The sequence below is a fragment of the Actinoplanes nipponensis genome (assembly GCF_016862275.1).
Taxonomy (GTDB): domain Bacteria; phylum Actinomycetota; class Actinomycetes; order Mycobacteriales; family Micromonosporaceae; genus Actinoplanes; species Actinoplanes nipponensis.
Map to the genome: position 1 here is coordinate 68,583 of NZ_BOMQ01000084.1, position 17,806 is coordinate 86,388.

The following is a 17,806-nucleotide window of genomic DNA, read 5'->3' on the forward strand; positions in this document are numbered from 1 at the left end:
CCTTAAAGTTCTTTAAGGTGGCGGGGCCGAAGGCGCTGGTCACGCCCCCGGCCCCGCGATTCACGTATTGATAAAAGCCGCTACCTGCGGAACTGGATCCAGTTCACGTTGACGAAGTCGGCCGGCTGGCCACTGGTGAAGGTCAGGAAGACGGTGTGCCGCCCGGAGACGTTCGCGACGTTGGCCGGCACCGACCGCCAGCTCTGCCACCCGCCGGTGTTGGCGAGCGCGAAACTGCCGATCGGCGCGTTGCTCCGGCTGTCGACCCGCACCTCGACCAGGCCGCTGACGCCGCCCGCGGCCCCCGAGGCGACCCGGCCCACGAAGTCCCGGACGCCGCCGGCGCCGAAGTCGACGTTGTTGAACTGCAGCCAGTCACCGTTGCTGATGTAGCCGACGTCCTGCCCGCCCTCGGACGCCGTCTCCTTGGTGACCGCCGACGCTGCGTCGTAGGACTCGGCCTCGATCTGGGCGTACGCGTTGCGCACGCCACCAGCCGGCGGCGTCGTGGTGGGCGGGGTGGTCGGCGGCGTGGTGCTGCCGGCGCCCGAGCGGTACACGGCCACGTAATCGACCAGCATCGGCACGCCGGACTGCGTCGCCGCGGTGGGGCCGCCACCGAACGCGGCCGGGAAGCCGCCGCCCATGGCCACGTTCAGGATCACGAAGACGCCGCGGTGGGTGGCGTTGTTCCACGTGGTCGCGTCCATCTGGTTGGCGTTGACCTGGTGGTACTGCACGCCGTCGAGGTACCAGCGCAGCTGCTCCGGGGAGACGCTGCGGTCGTACTCGATCGCGTAGGTGTGGAACGCCGTGCCGCAGGTCGGGCAGGAGTGCTCGCCGCTGCCCAGACCGGTGGTCTCGTTGCAGGGTCCGCCCGGGTTGACGCCGCAGTGCAGCGCCGCGAAGACCGAGGGGCGGCCGTTGATCGACTCCATGATGTCCCACTCGCCGATGCTCGGCCAGTTGGTCGCGCCGACCGGCCGGGCCGCGTCGCCCAGCGTCCAGAACGCCGGCCAGTAGCCGGCCGCCGCCGCCCCGGTGACGTTGGGCTGCTGGAGCCGGCCCTCGATGCGCAGCTTGCCGCCCGCCGGGGCGGCGAAGTCGGTGCGCTGGGTCTCCACCCGGCCGGAGGTCCAGTTGCCGGCGGAGTCCCGGATCGGCTTGATCGCCAGGTTGCCGTTGCCGTCCTGGTAGACGTTCGCGGTCGAGTCGGTCATCCGCTCGACCTCGCCGGTGCCCCAGTTGGCGGCGCCGCCGGGATAGCCGGTGCCGATGTCGTAGAGCCAGTTGCTGCGGTTGAGCCCGGTGCCCGCGGCGCCGGTGAAGTCGTCGCTGAAGATCAGCGACATGCCCGAGGGAGCGGGCGGCACGGCCGCGTCGGCCTGCGCGACGAAGACGGCCGAGGCGCCGCCGGCGATCACGACAGCGGCGGCGGCGAGCAACCGCCGCCGCCACCGGTGCTGGGAAGTTCTCATGGCAACGGCCTTTCGGGGGATGGGGATGAGCCGCTGAGAGCGCTCTCACGAAGTTTCCAGTGTGTTACAGAGGCTTGTCAATATGTATGGCTACCGATTGCCGGTCGGGGCCGGACGCCGCCAAACCACCTGCTCAAGAGCCGTCCAGGCGGCCGACGTGACCAGATAGAGGCCGCCGGCCAGCGGCAGCCACGCCACCATGAGGACGGTCAGGTACGGCACCGCCGTCACGATCCGCGCAAGCAGCGCCGCGCCGGGCTGGGCCGGGTCGGCCGGCGTCGCCATCAGCCGCCGGGCGCGCCGCGCCGACCACCAGGCCAGCCCGGTCGCCAGCGCCAGCAGCCCGGCGAACACCGGCAGGCCGGCGGCGAGATGGGCGGTCAGCGGCACCCCGAAGAGGTGACCGCCCAGCACGCCGGCCGGGGCGCCCGGGCCGGGCCGCACGAGCCGGTACATGAGCATGAAGAACGGCGCCTGGGCCAGCGCCGGCAACAGCGCGGCGAACGGGCCGGCCCCGTTGGCCCGTTGCAGGGCGAGGGTCTCCGTGGCCAGCAGCACCGGGTCGTCGCGGTGCCGCTCGCGCAGCGCCGCCAGCCGGGGCGCCAGCGCGGCCGCCCGCCGGGCGGAGCGGGCCTGCAGCCAGCCGAGCGGGCTGATCAGCAGGCGGACGGCGACGGTGAACAGGACGATGGCCAGCGCGGCGGCGAGCCCGCCGGCGACCGGGGTGAGAAGGGTGGCCAGGGCATCGAGGGCGGAGTGCGCGACACCGACGACGGCGTCCAGCGCAGCGGAGAAGGACATGGGCGTACCCCTGCGGTCCGGAAGGAAGAAGGACGCGGAGACAGCCGTCCCGCCGGGCGCGCGTCAGCGCAGGGCGAGCACGACCGCCGGGGACGCCGACGGGGCTCGCGGCCGCGGCCGCCCGGCCGCGGCCGGATCCAGCAGGCGGGGCAGCCGCCGGTGCAGGGCACGCGCGGCGAGGCCGACGCCGGCCGAGGCGGGCGTCGGGGAGGGCAGCGGGAGGACCGCGGCGGCGGCGAGCACCACCAGCAGCGCCGCCGCGACGGCGGCGAGGCCCAGCACGAGCTGGGCCGAGTATCCGGGCGCGGGGCCGGGCAGGGCGGCGAACACCCACGACCCCAGCAGCAGCATGCCCCGACGCTACGCCCGCCGCGCAAGCCTCGTTTTCCGGTGACCACCGCCGGGTAAACCGGGCACCATGGCGACTTCGGAGAACGTGGCGACGGCAACGACGATCTCCGAGGAGATGGCCGGCGAGGCGGAGGAGCAGGGCCTGCTCACCCTCGGCGTCGAGGAGGAATACCTGCTCGTCGACGCGCAGGGGTCGCACGCGGTCGAGGCGGTGGAGCTGGTCTTCGACCATCTCGGCGAGGACATCCGCGACTCGGTGCAGCACGAGTTCGTGCGCAGCCAGATCGAGATGGCCAGCCCGCCCCAGCTCGAACTGCGCGACCTCGCCGCCGCGATGACCCGGCTGCGGGCCGGCCTGGCCGAGGCGGCCGAGCGGGCGGGCGCCCGCCTGGTCGCGGTCGGGGCCAGCCCCGGCCCCGGCGCGGGCTCCCGGGTCGTCGACACCCCCCGCTACCACCGGATGCGGGAACGCTTCGGCGACCTCTCCCCCGGCGCCGGCCTCAACGGCATGCACGTGCACGTCAGCGTCCCGGACCCGGAGACCGGCGTGCAGGTCCTCAACCACCTGCGGCCCTGGCTGCCGATCCTGCAGGCCGCGACCGCGAACTCGCCGTTCTTCGACGGCCGGGACACCGGGTACGCGAGCTGGCGCTCGATGCTCTGGGAGCGCTGGCCCACGGTCGGCCCGACGCCGTACCTGGAGTCGCACGAGCAGTACGAGACGATGATCTCGGACCTGGTGGCCAGCGGCGCGATGCTCGACGAGGGGATGCTCTACTGGTACGCCCGGCTGTCGGCGAACTACCCCACCGTGGAGATCCGGATGGGCGATGTCTGCCCCACCCCGGACGACGCGATGCTGCTGGCCGCGCTGGCCCGCGCCCTGGTAGCCACGGTGCTGCGGGAGGTACGCGACGGCCGCCGCGCGCCCGACGTGCCGCACCCGTTGCTGATGGCCGCGCACTGGCGCGCCGCGCACGACGGGCTGGAGGGCCTGAACATCGACATGGCCACCCGCGAGCCCCGGCCGGCCTGGAAGCTGATGCGCCAGCTCTTCGACTACGTACGCCCCGAGCTCGAACGCCACGGCGACCTGGAGATGACCACCGTGCTGCTGGGCCGGCTGCGGGCCCACGGCTCCGGCGCGGCGCGGCAGCGGTCGGTGCTGGCCCAGCGCGGCTCGGTCGACGCCGTGGTGGACTGGCTCGCGGCCACCACCCGGGGCGCCCGGTGAAGCTCGTCGTGGTGGGCGGCGACGCGGCCGGGATGTCGGCGGCGTCGCAGGCCCGCAAGCGGCTGGGCTCCGGCGAGCTGGAGATCGTCGCGTTCGAACGCGGCCACTTCACGTCGTACTCGGCGTGCGGGATCCCGTACTGGATCGGCGGGGCGGTCAAGGACCGGGACGCGCTGATCGCCCGCGGTCCGCAGGAGTTCCGCGACGCCGGCATCACCGTGCACATCCGGCACGAGGTCGTCGCGATCGACCTCGACGCCCGCGAGGTGGTGGCGCGCGACCTGGACGGCGGCGGCGAGCGCCGGGAGGGCTACGACCACCTGGTGTACGCGGCCGGCGCCACGCCGGTGACGCCGGAATGGGCCCGCATCGACGGCGAGGGGGTCTTCGGCGTCCAGACCCTCGACGACGGCACGGCCATCCACGCCTGGCTGGACCGCGACCCGCCGCCGCGCCGGGCGGTGGTGATCGGCGGCGGTTACGTGGGCGTGGAGATGGCCGAGGCGATGGTCCGTCGCGGGCTGGCGGTGACCCTGCTGGAGAAGTCGCCCCAGCCGATGTCCACGGTGGACCCGGACATGGGCGAGCGGGTTCGCGAGGCGATCTGCGGGCTGGGCATCGAGGTACGCACCGGCGCCCACGTGCAGTCCCTGGAGACCACCGACGGCCGGATCTCCGCGGTGGTCACCGCGCAGGGCACGCTGCCGGCCGACATCGTGGTGCTGGGCCTGGGGGTACGCCCGAACACCGGGCTGGCCGTGCGCTCGGGCATCCCGGTCGGGGTGACCGGCGGGTTGCGTACCGACCTGCGGATGCGGGTGGTGGGCCCGCACGGCCCGCTGGAGGGGATCTGGGCGGCCGGCGACTGCGTGCAGACCGTGCACCGGGTCAGCGGGCAGCCGGTGCACATCCCGCTCGGCACCCACGCCAACAAGCAGGGCCGGGTGGCCGGGATCAACATCGGCGGCGGCTACGCGACGTTCCCGGGCGTGATCGGCACCGGGGTGACCAAGGTGTGCGAGCTCGAGGTGGCCCGCACCGGGCTGACGGAACGGGAGGCGGAGGCGGCCGGCTTCGCGTTCGTCACCGCGGCGGTCGAGTCGACCAGCCGGGCCGGCTACTACCCGGGCGCGTCCACGATGGTGGTGAAGCTGATCGCCGAGAAGCGGACCGGGATGCTGCTGGGCGCGCAGATCGTCGGCCGCGAGGAGGCCGCCAAGCGGATCGACGCGCTGGCCATCGCGCTGTGGAACAGGATGACCGTGGAGGAGATGACGGCGCTGGATCTGAGCTACGCGCCGCCGTTCTCGCCGGTCTGGGATCCGGTGCTGATCGCCGCCCGCAAGGCCACGGACGCGGTGCACGCGGCGGGCTGACGCTTATCGTCCGATGTGTCGTCATCAATCCGCTCTGCGCCCAGCGCCGTGAGCAGGGCGGATCACTTTCGGTCATGCAGTGATCACGAAAGCGGTATCGTTTTCGATCTTGTAAACCGGTAGGCATGACGAATGCCGTCGCTCCCCTCCCCCCGCTCGGCGCCGGACAACGGGCCGCGACACGCCGCCCAGTCGGCGGCGCGCGCCCGCCACGGCAGCGCGCTGACCGCGACGACCGGTGGCTTCCCGCACGTCCAGGTGCTCGACGGGGAGACCGCCATCGGCCGGCACCGGCGCCCGGAGTCGCTGGCCGACGCCACGGTGCTGCGCCCGCCCGCGACGATCCGGGTGGCCGGCGGACGCCGTACCGCCCTGGAGCTGACTCCGCGCCGGGCCCGCCTGGACGGCCGCCGCAAGGTTCCGGCGCCCCGGCGGCCGGGCGCCGTCGGCGGCCCGGCCCGGGGCAGGCACGCCAAGGCGGGCGATCCGCTGGCCATCACCGTGCGCCCACTTCCCGTCGTCCGCGACGCGGCCGAGGCCGTCCGCGGCTGGGCCCTGGCCGAGAGCGGCCGACCGCCCGTCACCGGCAGCCACCGCGCCCCCGGCACCCTGCCCATCGAGTCCTGGCTGCTCATCGGCCGGCGCCGGCAACAGGCCCTGCTCGCCGCCCTGGTCGCGGTCGGGCTGCTGCTGGCCGTGCCGATGCGGCCAGGCAGCGACCCGGACGTCAACCCGGTGAACGCGGCGGACCACGGGACCGTCACCGCGACCAAGGCGCCCGCGAGAAAGCCGGGCAAGGCGCCGCGACAGGACGCCGAGCCGCCCGCCGCGGCCCCGAAGCCCACCACGACCACGCCGGCCCGGCCCGCGGCCCAGCCGTCCGGCCCGGCCCGGCCGGCGCCGTCCGCGACGACGACCGCGCCCGCGATCCCGGTGCCCGAGGGCAACGGCCCCGCCCGGTCGCTGCGCACCACCGGCTCCACCGTCGTCGCGCTCACCTTCGACGACGGCCCCGACCCGGTGCAGACCCCCAAGATCCTCGAGCTGCTCGCCCAGCACCGCGTCAAGGCGACGTTCTGCCTGGTCGGCACCCAGGTGCGGCGGCACCCGGAGATCGTCCGGCAGATCGTCGCGGCGGGGCACACGCTGTGCAACCACACCTGGGACCACAGCCTGACCATCGGCCAGGACAAGCCCGGCAAGATCCAGGCGGACCTGCGCCGCACCAACGAGGCGATCCGGGCCGCCGTGCCCGGCGCGCAGATCCCGTTCTTCCGCGCCCCCGGCGGCAACTTCACCGACGCGCTGGTGCAGACGGCGTACGCGGACGGCATGACCTCGCTCTACTGGGAGGTCGACCCGCGCGACTGGGAGCACGCCGAGGAGGAGGACGACGCCGCCCACGTCGAGAAGATCGTCAAGGGCGTGCAGAAGGACGTCCGGGCCGGCGCGATCGTGCTGTCCCACGACTTCAACCAGCCGGACACCATCCTGGCGTACGAGCAGCTGCTGCCCTGGCTGACCGACAACTTCGCGCTGGGCATCCCGGAGCAGCCGGAGCCCCCGGCGGCCGCGCCCAGCGTGGCCGCGAGCCCGGCCTCAGGGGCGCTCTGACCCCGGCTGGCAGGTAGGACACCAGTAGAGGTTGCGGCCCGCCATCGGGCCCCGGCTGACCGCCGTCCCGCAGATCAGGCACGGCTGGCCGGTGCGGCGGTAGACGTACACCTCGCCGCCGTGCCGGTCGACCCGCGGCGCCCGCCGCATCGCCTCCGGGGTGTGCGCGGTGTGGACGGTGTCGATCCGGCCCCGCGCGACCCCCTCCTTCATCAGGGCGCGCAGGTCGTCCCAGAGCTCGTCCCAGCACCGCGCGCCGATCTCCCGCCCCGGCGTGACCGGGGCCAGCCCGGCCCGGAACAGCACCTCGTTGGCGTAGATCAGCCCGCACCCGGCCACGACCGTCTGGTCCAGCAGCAGCGCGAACACCGGCCGGCCGCTGGCCACCACCCGGTCGTACGCCAGCCGGGGCCGCGCGTCGTCCCGCAGCGGGTCCTGCCCCAGCCGGGCCCGCAGCGCCGCCACCAGGGCCGGGTCGAGCACCTCGCAGGCCGTCGGACCGCGCAGCTCCAGCCAGTGCCGGGCGCCGGACAGCTGCAGCCGGACCTGCCCGACCGGCGCCGGGGCGGGCAGCTCGCCGTCGGCGAACCGGCCGTAGAGGCCGAGATGGATGTGCAGCGCCGACTCGTCGTCGAAGTGGTGCAGCAGATGCTTGCCGTACGCCTCGGTGTCGACCAGCGTGCGGCCGTCGAGCAGCGCGGCCCCGGCGGCGAACCGGCCCTGCGGGCTGGCCACCCGCACGGTCTGCCCGGCGAAGAGCGCCCGGTGCCGCGCGGCGAGTCGGTGAATGGTGTGTCCCTCTGGCACCGGTGAACCCTAGCCTTTCGCCCTGAGGAGAATTGCTGGGATCGGGCGCCGATACCGGGGAAGGTGGGAGGCGTCGAATGCCGGGTGGGTGCGACACGCTCCCGGCTCGTGCGAGAGGGTGGGTCCATGAGTGCGATGAGAGATGATGAGATCGCGATGCGGGCGGGTGGCGCATCCTTTGACGACCAGGTCTTCGAGCGGCTGCTCCGGGAGCGCATCATCTTCCTCGGCAGCGAGGTCAACGACGAGGTGACCAACCGGATCTGCGCCCAGATGCTGCTGCTGGCCTCGGCCGACAGCGAGAAGGACATCGCCCTGTACATCAACTCGCCGGGCGGGTCCATCAGCGCGGGCATGGCCGTCTACGACACGATGCAGTACATCAAGAACGACGTGGCCACCATCGCGATGGGCATGGCGGCATCGATGGGCCAGTTCCTGCTCTGCGCCGGCACCGCCGGCAAGCGGTACGCCCTGCCGCACGCCCGGGTGATGATGCACCAGCTCTCCGGCGGCATCGGCGGCACCGCGGCCGACATCGCCATCCAGGCCGAGAGCATGCTGCACATCAAGTCGGTCATGAACGAGCGGATCGCCTTCCACACCGGGCACACCCCGGAGGAGATCGGCCGCGACTCCGACCGCGACCGCTGGTTCACCGCCCAGGAGGCCAAGGACTACGGCATCGTCGACCACGTGATCTCCAAGGCGACCGACGTCAACGCGACGTCCGCCCTGGTCTGACGCGTCCGCGGCGGCGGGTGCCCGGCTCGGCCGGCGCCCGCCGCCGTCGCGTTTGTGTCGGCGCCCGGCCTGTGGGGTATAGCGAGGGCATCCCCAAGGTTGAAGGAGGTGCTGACGATGAGACTTCCGACGTTCTCGCGCCAGTCCGACACCACCGCTGAGACCGGAGAGCGTCCGGCCGGCGCGACCAGCGCCACCGACTCGACCACCCCGGTGCGGCCCCGCGCCGACGCCTCCGTGACCCCGCCGCCCGCCGCGCCGCCGGTCGTCGAGCGCCGCCGCCCCGCGGACGAGGACACCCTGGTCAACCAGCGTGCCGTCGACACCGAGCCGAAGACCCGCGACGACCTCAAGAGCCGCGACCTGCAGGCCCCGCGGCCCGTCGCCGCCCGCACCGACCGGGCCGGTTTCGGCGCCCGCCCCGACGAGCCGACCATCGAGCAGCCGCCGGTCGTCGCCGGGCCGAAGCCGCGGGCCAGCCTGCTCGCCACGCTCGGCCTGATCGTCGGCGTCGTCTCCGCCCTGCTCGTGCTCTCCGGCCCGCTGCTGGGCTACGGCATCGGCCTGGCCGTGCTGGCCCTCATCCTGTCGCTGAGCGGCATCCACGCCACCGGCAAGCGGCACATCGCCGGCAAGACCGACGCCCTGATCGGCATGATCCTCTCGCTGGGCGCGATCGTGGTCGGCGTGCTCGCCCTGACCGGCTCGCTCTCCTGGCTCGGCACCGACATGGAGCCGGTGAACAGCGTGCGAAATTGGCTGGACGCCCAGTTTATCGACCGCTTCTGACGGGTATCAGACATTCACCGGCGGTGATGCATCGCCGGTGAATCTCGGAACCGGGACGGTCATCAGCCGTTCCCGCCCCGAAACCATCCGGCGGTGCGCCGGACAGCGCGGCATCGATCCCGATCGGCGATCACATCGACCGGTTCGGGACGGCACCGCATCGTTGTGCGGGGGCGGCGGTTCGCCGCCCCCGACGCATCTGCAACGAATCGTCGCCCCAGGCCCCCATCACGCAACGATCCGCCGTCGCGCGCATGGTTGATCCGGGGCGTACGCAGGCACTTCGCGCATAGCGTTGCCGCATGACGCCCACCGCCACCCCGCGCCGCTATCTCATGTGCCGGCCGACCCATTTCGCCGTCACGTACCGGATCAATCCGTGGATGGACCCGACGGCGCCCTACGACAACGCCCTGGCCGTCAGCCAGTGGGAGAACCTGCGGCAGACGTTCCTCGACCTCGGCCACACCGTCGAGCTGATCGAGCCGCTGCCCGGCCTGCCCGACATGGTCTTCGCCGCCAACGGCGCCACCGTGGTCGACGGCAAGGTGCTCGCCGTGCAGTTCCGCGACGCCGAGCGGGCCGACGAGGCCCCGGCGTACGCCGCCTGGTTCCGCGAGAGCGGCTTCGACGTGTTCGCTCCCAAGCACACCAACGAGGGCGAAGGCGACATCCTGCTCGCCGGCGAGGTGCTGCTGGCCGGCACGGGTTTCCGCACCGCGCACGCCGCGCACGCGGAGACCCAGGAGGTCTTCGGCCGCCCGGTGATCACCCTCCAGCTGGTCGACCCGGCCTACTACCACCTCGACACCGCCCTGTGCGTGCTCGACGAGAAGAACATCGCGTACCTGCCGTCGGCGTTCTCCCCCGGCTCGCAGGCCGTGCTGCGCCGGCTGTTCCCGGACGCCGTCATCGCCACCGCGGCCGACGCCGAGGTGCTGGGTCTCAACGCGGTCAGCGACGGCCGTACCGTGGTGCTGCCGGTCCAGGCGACCGGGCTGAACGCCGCGCTGCGGGCGGCCGGCTACTCCACCGTCGGCGTCGACGTGTCCGAGCTGCGCAAGGCCGGCGGCGGTCCGAAGTGCTGCACCCTGGAGGTTCGTACCCGTGACTGATCTCGACCTGCGGACACCGGCCGCGCTGGCCGACGCCGAGCGCTGGACCGCGCACAACTACCACCCGCTGCCCGTGGTGATCGCCGACGCCGAGGGCGCCTGGGTCACCGACGTCGACGGCCGCCGCTACCTGGACTTCCTCGCCGGCTACTCGGCGCTGAACTTCGGCCACCGGCACCCCGGCCTGGTCGCCGCCGCGCACGCCCAGCTCGACCGCCTGACGCTGACCAGCCGGGCGTTCGTGCACGACCAGTTCGCCGACTTCTGCCACGGCCTGGCCGAGCTCTGCGGCAAGGACCTGGTGCTGCCGATGAACACCGGCGCCGAGGCGGTGGAGACCGGGATCAAGGTGGCCCGCAAGTGGGGCTACCAGGTCAAGGGCGTACCGGCAGGGCAGGCCGAGATCATCGTCGCGGACGGCAACTTCCACGGCCGGACGACGACGATCATCAGCTTCTCGACCGACCCGGACGCGCGGGACGACTTCGGGCCGTACACCCCGGGCTTCAAGATCGTGCCGTACGGCGACCTGGCCGCGCTCGCCGCCGCGGTCACCCCGAACACCGTGGCCGTGCTGCTGGAGCCGATCCAGGGCGAGGCCGGCGTGCTGATCCCGGGCGAAGGCTACTTCGCCGGCGTGCGCACGCTGTGCGACGACAACAACGTGCTCTTCATCGCCGACGAGATCCAGTCCGGCCTCGGCCGCACCGGCAAGACCTTCGCGATCGAGCACGAAGGCGTCGTGCCGGACATGTACCTGCTCGGCAAGGCGCTCGGCGGCGGCATCGTGCCGGTGTCCGCCGTGGCGGCGAACCGGGACGTGCTGGGCGTGCTCCAGCCCGGCCAGCACGGCTCCACCTTCGGCGGCAACCCGCTGGCCTGCGCGGTCGGCGCCGCGGTGGTCCGGCTGCTGGCGACCGGGGAGTTCCAGGAACGGTCCGCCCGGCTGGGGGCGCTGCTGCACGAGCGCCTCGGCGAGCTGGTCGGCCACGGCGTCCTGGCGGTCCGCGGCCGGGGGTTGTGGGCCGGCGTCGACATCGACCCCGCGCTGCTGACCGGGCGGCAGGCCGTCGAGCGGCTCGCCGAGCGCGGGGTGCTGGCCAAGGACACCCACGGCTCGACGATCCGGCTGGCCCCGCCGCTGGTCGTCACCGAGGAGGACCTGGAGTACGCGGTGGCCCAGCTGAAGGCCATCCTGGCGTAAGAAGCCCGGCCGCCGCGCCCTCACCGGGCGCGGCGGCTCAGCGCTCGAACTTGCGGATCGCCATCGTCGGGGCCTCCGCCATCACCGAGGACGGCTGGGTCACGCCGCCGGTCGCCCACAGCTTGGCCCGGCCCACGTTCACGCCCGCGTACAGCTCCACCACGTCGTTCGCCGCCAGGGTGCGGGTCTCGTCGCGGTTCAGGGTGATCCGGTCGTCGTCGTCCAGGGAGCCGCCCGGACGGATCCCCGTACCGTTGGTGCTCACGTCCTGGGCCGTCAGCTCGCCGCCGCTGAGCGCGAGCCGCACGTGGCCGCGGCTGATCCACTTCCGGGCGTCGTCGGTGAGCCACTGGCCCAGCATCACGCCGCCGCCCTCCGGGGCACGGCCCACGACCACGGGCCGGTCGGTCGAGACCACGAAACGCTGGCGCACCACGCCGTCGATCCGTACCGAGAGCACCTCGACGGCCGGGCGCGCACCGGCGTCGCGCAGCCGGGTGCCGTGCCGCGGGCAGGTGGGCGCGCCGGAGCGCAGCGACGGCGGCGGCTGGGCGACCGGAGCGGTGACCTTGCGCATGTCCGCGAACGGGCTGTCCGGGTCCCCGCCGGAGCCGAACGCGTTGCAGTTCGACTCGGGGCAACTCCACACCCGGGCGAGCAGCTTGCGGCCCATCGGGGACGGCTCACCGACGGCCGGGATCTCCCCGCGGCCGATCCGCGCCACCAGCACCGGGCCGCCGGCGCCCGGCACCGCGGCCAGCAGCCGGCCGGGCTCCTCGACCCACGGGCGGCGGTCCCGGAACTGCTCGGCCCGGGTGCGGGTCAGCACCGGCAGGCCCAGCAGCTCGGCCACCTCGAGCACCCGGTCGTCGAGCTGGGGCACCACCTCGACCACGCCGTCGTCCGCCCAGCGGCGGACCACCATGCGCTCGTTGGAGGTCAGGTCGGCGTCGGAGAGCAGGCCCCGGGGCACCACGGCGTAGACCGGGACGTTCTCCTCCGAGACGTGCCAGCCGAGCGCGTCGATGACCAGGCCGAGGCGCAGCATGCTGGCCGGGCGGCCGCCGTCGAGGTCGGCGTACCGGACGATCTCCGACAGGTCGACCACGGCGCGGGCCAGGGCCGGGTCGGTGGTGAGCCGGGCCTCGATCGCGTCGAGGACCTTGCTGACCTCGAATCTCACGGGGCCTCCTGTACGTGCGCGTGCGGCTACCTCCGGCCATCATGCCGTCTGGTGCCGCCGCCCGCCCAATCAGGGGCTCAGGACGCGTCGGCGAGGATCCGGTCGATGCGGTTGGCGAGCGCGATGTCGCGCGTGGTGACGCCACCGGCGGCGTGCGTGACGCACCGGAAGGTCAGCGTGCGCCAGCGGATGTCGATGTCCGGATGGTGGTCCATCTCCTCGGCGACCTTCGCGACCCGGTCGACGACAGCGATCGCCGCCGGGAAACTGCGCAGGCCGACGGTGCGGACGATCGCCTCCGTCCCGCCCTCCCAGCCGTCGAGGACGGCCACGGCACTGCGCAGGGAATCGGCGTCGAGCAGGTCAGCCATGACACAACCTTAATGCCCGTACGCTCCCCGGCCACCGCGCCTCGGACCAGGATGTCGCGCCGGTTTCCCCCGGCGAACCGCCATCAATCGATGGGTGGCGATCGCTGTACCCGCCCCACCTGGCGCCTCGCCAACAGGCCGGCGCCGCCCGGGATTCGTTTGCGCAGCCGCCCCATCGGGCACACCAGACCCCGACCGCCGTCACCCCCGGACGTGCGGCAGGGCAAGGAAGGACCGACATGCGGACGCCACGACTCGCCGGACTCGGCCTCGCATCCATGGCCGCGGTCGCTTTCGCGGTGACCGGCTGCGCGGCCGACGACACCGCCACCCCCGGCGCGAGCCCGGCAGCGGACACCCCCAGCGCGTCCGCCGCCCCCACCGGCAGCGCCGACCCGGCCGCCGTGGCCGCGCTGGCCAAGGCCACCGCCGCGCTCGGCACCACCAGCTTCAAGGTGAGCCTGACCTCCGGCCCCGGCCTCAAGCTGACCGGCCTGATGGACGCCCCGAACGGCACCGGCACCGCGGACCTGACCGCCACCGGGCCGAACACCGAGATCAACGTCAAGACGCTGCTGGTCGGCCAGGACCTGTACGTCAAGGTCCCCGGCGTCACCAAGGGCGACACCTGGACCCACGTCGACGTGTCCCGGCTGCCCGAGGGCGCCGACGTCGGCCTGCGGCCCGGCCAGATCGACCCGGCCAACACCGCGCAGCTGCTCACCTCCACCACCGACGTGCAGCAGGCCGACTCGCGCAGCTACCGCGGCACGCTCGACCTGACCAAGGCCGCCGGCGTCGCGGGCGTGGACCAGACCCTGGTCAAGACCTGGGGCGCGCAGGCCCAGAACGTGCCGTTCACCGCCGGCCTGGACGAGCAGGGCCGGCTGTCGGCGCTGACCATCCAGCTCCCGGCGGTCAACGGCCAGCAGGCCCAGCCGCTCGAGGTGCTCTACACCGACTACGGCATCAAGGTCGAGGCGCAGAAGCCGGCCGCCACGGAGACCACCGAGGCGCCGGACAGCCTGTACACGACGCTGGGGGGCTGACCGCCGTACCGGCTATGCGGAGGAGGCCCGGGCGCTCAGCGCGCCTGGGCCTTCACCTTGTGCCGCACCGACCAGTCGGTGCCCAGCGGGCGCGACTGCGGCCGGTTCTCCTCGATCCACGCGTCGATCCGGGCCCACCAGTCGTAGAGCCAGGCCACCCGCTCCTGCTCGCCGGCCGGCACCTCCTCCGGCGGCACGCTCCAGAACCGCATCACCAGCTGCTTGTCCATCGGCAGCTCACGCCACACGTCGCGGACCGTTACCATCCGGTCCAGCCCGGTGTGCGCGACGAAGATGACCCCGGCGTCCGGCGCCGCGTCGATCGCGGTGAACAGCCCGCCCGGCTTGGGCGGCAACACGTTGCGCAGGCCCTCGGCCCGGTCGGCCATCTCCTTCATGCCCCGCGACCGCAGGAACTCGATCGCCCGGGTCCGCCGGTGCGGGGTGAAGTTGCCGCCCTCCGGGAAGATCACGAAGGCGTCGTTGTCGTCCAGCCCGGTGGCCAGGTCGCTGATCTCCTGCTCCAGCGACGCCGTACGCGTACGGCCGGGCGAGATGAACCGGTTGGGCAGCCGGTTCAACAGGATGTCGACCGCCGGATCCCACTGCAGGCTCGCCTTGAGCACGATCCGCGGCTCCCGGTCGAACCAGTTGACCAGCCCGTGGATGAGCACGAACGAGTCCCCCGGACCCGCGTGCCGGCTCACCACCACCTCGGGGCGCCCCGGCATCCCGGTGTCCGGATCGGTGCCGACCACGTCGATGCTCAGGTGCAGCGACCACCGGGCCAGCCAGAACAACGCGTCCAGGAACCAGCCGGTGACCACGTAGTGGGCGCGCTGGAAGGCCGGACCGCGGATCTTCCACCCGAACCCGGACGCCACCCAGAGCGCGGCCAGGCACACCAGCGCCGCGGCGTCCCACACCAGGTAGGCGATGGCCAGGAAGACCAGCCGCGGCACCCGCAGATGCCCGGGCATGAACGGCGAGGCGGCCAGCGCCACGATCAGCCACACCGGCAGCGTGACGAGCAGCACGACGGACAGCACGACCACGGCCGGGGCGATCACCAGCCGGCGGACCCAGACGGGAGGCAGCATCACGCACCGGGATTCACGTTGGCGGCCAGGTAGCGGCGCGAGGCCGTGTAGGCGCGACTGATCCGGCGCCCGGCCGCGGCCATGTCACGGTAGGCCCACGGCGAGTCGTCGCGGCTCTCGCCGCCGCCGGTCGGCAGCACATGCACCCGTACATCGTCGGGCAGCGATGCAACATCGCGGGCGAACCGGTGCCGGCGCGCGATCTCGAACGCCACCTGCGCGACCTCCCACGGCCGCTTCGGCGCCACCAGCGGCCGCTCGATCCGGCCCACCTGAAGCACGAAGATCTGCTTGGCGCCGACCCGCACGGCCTCACCGATCGGGATCGAGTTGACGATGCCGCCGTCCACGAAATGCTCACCGCCGATCTCCATCGGCGGCAGCAGCCCCGGCACCGACGACGAGGCGAGCACGGCCTCGACCAGCGGGCCACTGTCGAACCAGTGCTCGGCGGCCCGCTCGATGCTGGCGGCGCAACAGCGGAACGGCACCTTCAGGTCGGCGAAGGTGGCCTGCTCCCCCAGCTCCCCGGTGAGCAGCCGGCGCAACGGCAGCGGCGAGTGCAGGTGGGTACGGGCGGCGAAGCGGCGGAGCTGACGGGCGAGCGAGTCGCCGTACACCTCGGCGGCCTCGGGCGAGGACCAGAGCCGGACGAGCCGCTCGGTCACCGCCTCGGTGGGGTCGGCGGCGACCAGGGCGCCGTTGACGGCGCCGATGGAGGTGCCGACCACGACATCGGGCCGGTGACCCGCCCGGAACAGGGCACGCAGCATGCCCACCTGCACGGCGCCGAGCACGCCTCCGCCGCCGAGCACAAAAGCAACCGGGCCATCCATCCCGTCATCGTTTCACGGGAGGATTTCCCGACGTCAAGATCAAGCTCAATTCCGGGCGATCGCGTTGTGCACGGCGACCCGGTGGGTGTCGGGGTTCGACCAGCTCCAGTTGGGGTGGGCGCGGTTGGTCAGCAGCACCACGACCATCCGGCGGTCGGGACGGACCAGCAGCGAGGTGCCGGTGAAGCCGGTGTGGCCGTAGGTGGCCGGGCCGGCGAGCGCGCCCATGAACCACGGCTGGTTCATCTCGAAACCCAGGCCGTGGTCGGCGGTGCGGTGCGGGCGGTCGGCGTCGACGGCTTTCCTGCCCTTGTTGACGTTGGTGAGGGCCTTCTTCAGCACGTCGGCGGAGATCAGGCGCCGGCCGTTGTGGATGCCGCCGTTGAGCAGCAACTGGCCGACGACCGCGACGTCCTTGGCGGTGCCGAAGAGGCCGGCGTGGCCGGCGATCCCACCGAGTTGGTTGCAGACGTCGTCGTGGACCGTGCCCCGCAGGAGACCTCGGGATGAGCGGGCGTCCGTGGCGACCAGGCGTTCCTTGTTGGTAACCCATTTCAGCGGTCGGAAGCCGGTGTCCTTGAGGCCGAGCGGGGTCAGCAGGTTGTCCCTCAGCGCCTTGTCCAGGCCCTTGCCGGTGAGTTTCTCGACGAGGCGGCCCAGCACCATCAGCCCGACGCTGGAGTAGCGGAACGTGGTGCCGGGCACGCCACCCTTGACCAGCGGAGTGGCGAGCACGGCCCGCCAGCGGGCGGCGTTGTCGGCCAGACCGGTGACCTTGGCGCCGACCGGCAGGGCGGAGGTGTGGGCGAGCAGCATGGCGATGGTGATCGCGGCCTTGCCGGCCCCGCTGAACTCGGGCAGATACCGCTGCAGGGGCGCGTCGAGGTCGACCTTGCCCTGGCCGGCGAGTTGCAGCACGAGCAGGGCGGTGTAGACCTTGGTCAGCGAGGCCAGGTCGAAAATCGCATCCGGCTTCATCGCGACGCGTTTGCTCACGGGCAGCTCGACCGGGCCGGCTTTGTAACGCAGGGCATGCCCGACCGCGGTGTGCAACGTGGTCCGGCCGTCGACCATGACCAGCGCGACGGCTCCGGCGTAGCCCGGGTGCTTCGGATTGTCGGGGGTCGGCTTCAGGTACTTCGTCAGCGTGCTCTGCACCCGGGCGGCGTAGGCCGGCGGCGCGGCGGCGCGGGTCTGCCCCGGGGCCGGCCGCAACGCGGCGGAGGTCTTCGACGGCGCGACCGACACCTGGTCGGCCACCGGTACGGGCGCCGGATCGTTCCAGACCGGGCCGATCTTGTCGGCGCAACCGGCTAGCGTGGCCGCCGCGGCGGCAAGCCCACCCCCGAGCAGAGACCGCCGACGAATATCCACGGCGACGATGATGCCACGCCGGACCGGCCGGGATGGGCCGGTAGTTGGCCGGTTCGGGCGGAGATACCCCACGGGCGGGGGTCCGGAAGCCGCCACGGGACGGCGGCGACGTGATTTGCCCGGTGCCGTGATGGGGACGGCGGTCACACCACGCGGTGCCTGGCCCTCTTCCGGCTCGATTTCAACCAGGTCGCCAGGCCGCTCGCCTGCTCGCTCGCCAGCCCTACCAGCCCGCCGGCCGGCCGGGCATCCTGCCAGCCAACCCCGTCAGGCTGGCCAGCGCGCCGATCTTGAGGAGTCGGGGTGGGTTCTTGGGTCTTGGCGCCACAAGTTTCAGCCCAACCCTCCAACGCGCCGGCCCACCTGCCGACCTGCCCACC

General features: G+C 73.0%; 17 protein-coding genes. 8 read left to right on the top strand and 9 right to left on the bottom strand.

The genetic code is table 11. From position 1 onward, the window contains the following. Positions 1-80: 80 nt before the first annotated feature. From Ani05nite_RS34885 to Ani05nite_RS34895, 3 genes are all read right to left on the bottom strand, one after another. The gene (locus Ani05nite_RS34885; RefSeq protein ID WP_203775531.1) at positions 81-1,478 is read right to left on the bottom strand and encodes a carbohydrate-binding protein; all 1,398 of its coding nucleotides are present in this window, start codon (positions 1,476-1,478) and stop codon (positions 81-83) included. Positions 1,479-1,568: 90 nt separating this feature from the next. Beyond that, positions 1,569-2,279 carry a membrane protein insertase YidC gene (gene yidC / locus Ani05nite_RS34890; RefSeq protein ID WP_203775532.1) on the bottom strand — a complete coding sequence of 237 codons (711 nt, stop codon included), beginning with the start codon at positions 2,277-2,279 and terminating at the stop codon, positions 1,569-1,571. 63 nt (positions 2,280-2,342) lie between these two features. Next, entirely contained in the window at positions 2,343-2,630 is a 288-nt protein-coding gene (locus Ani05nite_RS34895) for a DUF6412 domain-containing protein (protein ID WP_203775533.1), read from the bottom strand. A gap of 103 nt (positions 2,631-2,733) precedes the next feature. On the opposite strand from Ani05nite_RS34895, the gene Ani05nite_RS34900 reads away from it, so the two are divergent. From Ani05nite_RS34900 to Ani05nite_RS41570, 3 genes are all read left to right on the top strand, one after another. Beyond that, positions 2,734-3,864: a carboxylate-amine ligase gene (locus Ani05nite_RS34900; protein ID WP_377882243.1), complete on the top strand. Its 1,131-nt coding sequence runs from the start codon at positions 2,734-2,736 to the stop codon at positions 3,862-3,864. After that, positions 3,861-5,240: an FAD-dependent oxidoreductase gene (locus Ani05nite_RS34905; protein WP_203775534.1), complete on the top strand. Its 1,380-nt coding sequence runs from the start codon at positions 3,861-3,863 to the stop codon at positions 5,238-5,240. Before Ani05nite_RS34900 ends, Ani05nite_RS34905 begins: the two co-directional genes overlap by 4 nt. A 132-nt stretch (positions 5,241-5,372) precedes the next feature. After that, a complete protein-coding gene (locus Ani05nite_RS41570) occupies positions 5,373-6,854 on the top strand; it encodes a polysaccharide deacetylase family protein (protein WP_239130950.1) in 1,482 nt (493 codons plus the stop codon). On the opposite strand, the gene Ani05nite_RS34915 is transcribed toward Ani05nite_RS41570, so the two are convergent. Then, positions 6,840-7,661, bottom strand: coding sequence for an Fpg/Nei family DNA glycosylase (locus Ani05nite_RS34915; RefSeq protein WP_203775535.1), 822 nt, complete (start codon positions 7,659-7,661; stop codon positions 6,840-6,842). The genes Ani05nite_RS41570 and Ani05nite_RS34915 overlap by 15 nt on opposite strands. Positions 7,662-7,796: 135 nt before the next feature. Here Ani05nite_RS34915 and Ani05nite_RS34920 point away from each other — a divergent pair, with 135 nt between their 5' ends. The 4 genes from Ani05nite_RS34920 to rocD all read left to right on the top strand — a co-directional run bounded on the left by Ani05nite_RS34920 (position 7,797) and on the right by rocD (position 11,513). Further along, complete coding sequence (locus tag Ani05nite_RS34920; RefSeq protein WP_275410693.1) at positions 7,797-8,405, top strand: ATP-dependent Clp protease proteolytic subunit; 609 nt, start codon at positions 7,797-7,799, stop codon at positions 8,403-8,405. 117 nt (positions 8,406-8,522) lie between these two features. Continuing rightward, the gene (locus Ani05nite_RS34925; protein WP_203775537.1) at positions 8,523-9,194 is read left to right on the top strand and encodes a hypothetical protein; all 672 of its coding nucleotides are present in this window, start codon (positions 8,523-8,525) and stop codon (positions 9,192-9,194) included. A gap of 302 nt (positions 9,195-9,496) precedes the next feature. Beyond that, positions 9,497-10,309, top strand: a complete 813-nt coding sequence (gene ddaH / locus Ani05nite_RS34930) for a dimethylargininase (protein ID WP_203775539.1) — start codon at positions 9,497-9,499, stop codon at positions 10,307-10,309. Further along, entirely contained in the window at positions 10,302-11,513 is a 1,212-nt protein-coding gene (rocD, locus tag Ani05nite_RS34935) for an ornithine--oxo-acid transaminase (RefSeq protein WP_203775541.1), read from the top strand. The genes ddaH and rocD overlap by 8 nt, the downstream gene beginning before the upstream one ends. A gap of 37 nt (positions 11,514-11,550) precedes the next feature. Here rocD and Ani05nite_RS34940 read toward each other — a convergent pair whose 3' ends face one another. Next, a complete protein-coding gene (locus Ani05nite_RS34940) occupies positions 11,551-12,696 on the bottom strand; it encodes an FHA domain-containing protein (RefSeq protein WP_203775543.1) in 1,146 nt (381 codons plus the stop codon). 77 nt (positions 12,697-12,773) lie between these two features. Beyond that, the gene (locus tag Ani05nite_RS34945; RefSeq protein WP_203775545.1) at positions 12,774-13,067 is read right to left on the bottom strand and encodes a 4a-hydroxytetrahydrobiopterin dehydratase; all 294 of its coding nucleotides are present in this window, start codon (positions 13,065-13,067) and stop codon (positions 12,774-12,776) included. Positions 13,068-13,306: 239 nt separating this feature from the next. On the opposite strand from Ani05nite_RS34945, the gene Ani05nite_RS34950 reads away from it, so the two are divergent. Beyond that, complete coding sequence (locus Ani05nite_RS34950; RefSeq protein ID WP_203775547.1) at positions 13,307-14,116, top strand: hypothetical protein; 810 nt, start codon at positions 13,307-13,309, stop codon at positions 14,114-14,116. Positions 14,117-14,151: 35 nt separating this feature from the next. Here the strand turns inward: Ani05nite_RS34950 and Ani05nite_RS34955 are convergent, their stop codons facing one another. Genes Ani05nite_RS34955 through Ani05nite_RS34965 form a run of 3 tightly spaced genes read right to left on the bottom strand, consistent with a single transcriptional unit; the run spans position 14,152 to position 17,426 of the window. After that, entirely contained in the window at positions 14,152-15,219 is a 1,068-nt protein-coding gene (locus Ani05nite_RS34955; RefSeq protein ID WP_203775549.1) for a 1-acyl-sn-glycerol-3-phosphate acyltransferase, read from the bottom strand. Next, positions 15,216-16,052, bottom strand: a complete 837-nt coding sequence (locus Ani05nite_RS34960; RefSeq protein WP_203775551.1) for a patatin-like phospholipase family protein — start codon at positions 16,050-16,052, stop codon at positions 15,216-15,218. The genes Ani05nite_RS34955 and Ani05nite_RS34960 overlap by 4 nt, the downstream gene beginning before the upstream one ends. A gap of 45 nt (positions 16,053-16,097) precedes the next feature. Then, on the bottom strand, positions 16,098-17,426 hold the full coding sequence (locus Ani05nite_RS34965) for a serine hydrolase domain-containing protein (protein ID WP_203775553.1): 1,329 nt from the start codon (positions 17,424-17,426) through the stop codon (positions 16,098-16,100). Positions 17,427-17,806: the final 380 nt, after the last annotated feature.

What these genes read in the sequence shown, in the direction of transcription:
- Ani05nite_RS34885 (WP_203775531.1), bottom strand. Translation starts at nt 1,478, where the DNA reads ATGAGAACTTCCCAGCACCGGTGGCGGCGGCGGTTGCTCGCCGCCGCC.
- yidC (WP_203775532.1), bottom strand. Translation starts at nt 2,279, where the DNA reads ATGTCCTTCTCCGCTGCGCTGGACGCCGTCGTCGGTGTCGCGCACTCC.
- Ani05nite_RS34895 (WP_203775533.1), bottom strand. Translation starts at nt 2,630, where the DNA reads ATGCTGCTGCTGGGGTCGTGGGTGTTCGCCGCCCTGCCCGGCCCCGCG.
- Ani05nite_RS41570 (WP_239130950.1), top strand. Translation starts at nt 5,373, where the DNA reads ATGCCGTCGCTCCCCTCCCCCCGCTCGGCGCCGGACAACGGGCCGCGA.
- Ani05nite_RS34920 (WP_275410693.1), top strand. Translation starts at nt 7,797, where the DNA reads ATGAGAGATGATGAGATCGCGATGCGGGCGGGTGGCGCATCCTTTGAC.
- Ani05nite_RS34925 (WP_203775537.1), top strand. Translation starts at nt 8,523, where the DNA reads ATGAGACTTCCGACGTTCTCGCGCCAGTCCGACACCACCGCTGAGACC.
- ddaH (WP_203775539.1), top strand. Translation starts at nt 9,497, where the DNA reads ATGACGCCCACCGCCACCCCGCGCCGCTATCTCATGTGCCGGCCGACC.
- Ani05nite_RS34945 (WP_203775545.1), bottom strand. Translation starts at nt 13,067, where the DNA reads ATGGCTGACCTGCTCGACGCCGATTCCCTGCGCAGTGCCGTGGCCGTC.
- Ani05nite_RS34950 (WP_203775547.1), top strand. Translation starts at nt 13,307, where the DNA reads ATGCGGACGCCACGACTCGCCGGACTCGGCCTCGCATCCATGGCCGCG.
- Ani05nite_RS34960 (WP_203775551.1), bottom strand. Translation starts at nt 16,052, where the DNA reads ATGGATGGCCCGGTTGCTTTTGTGCTCGGCGGCGGAGGCGTGCTCGGC.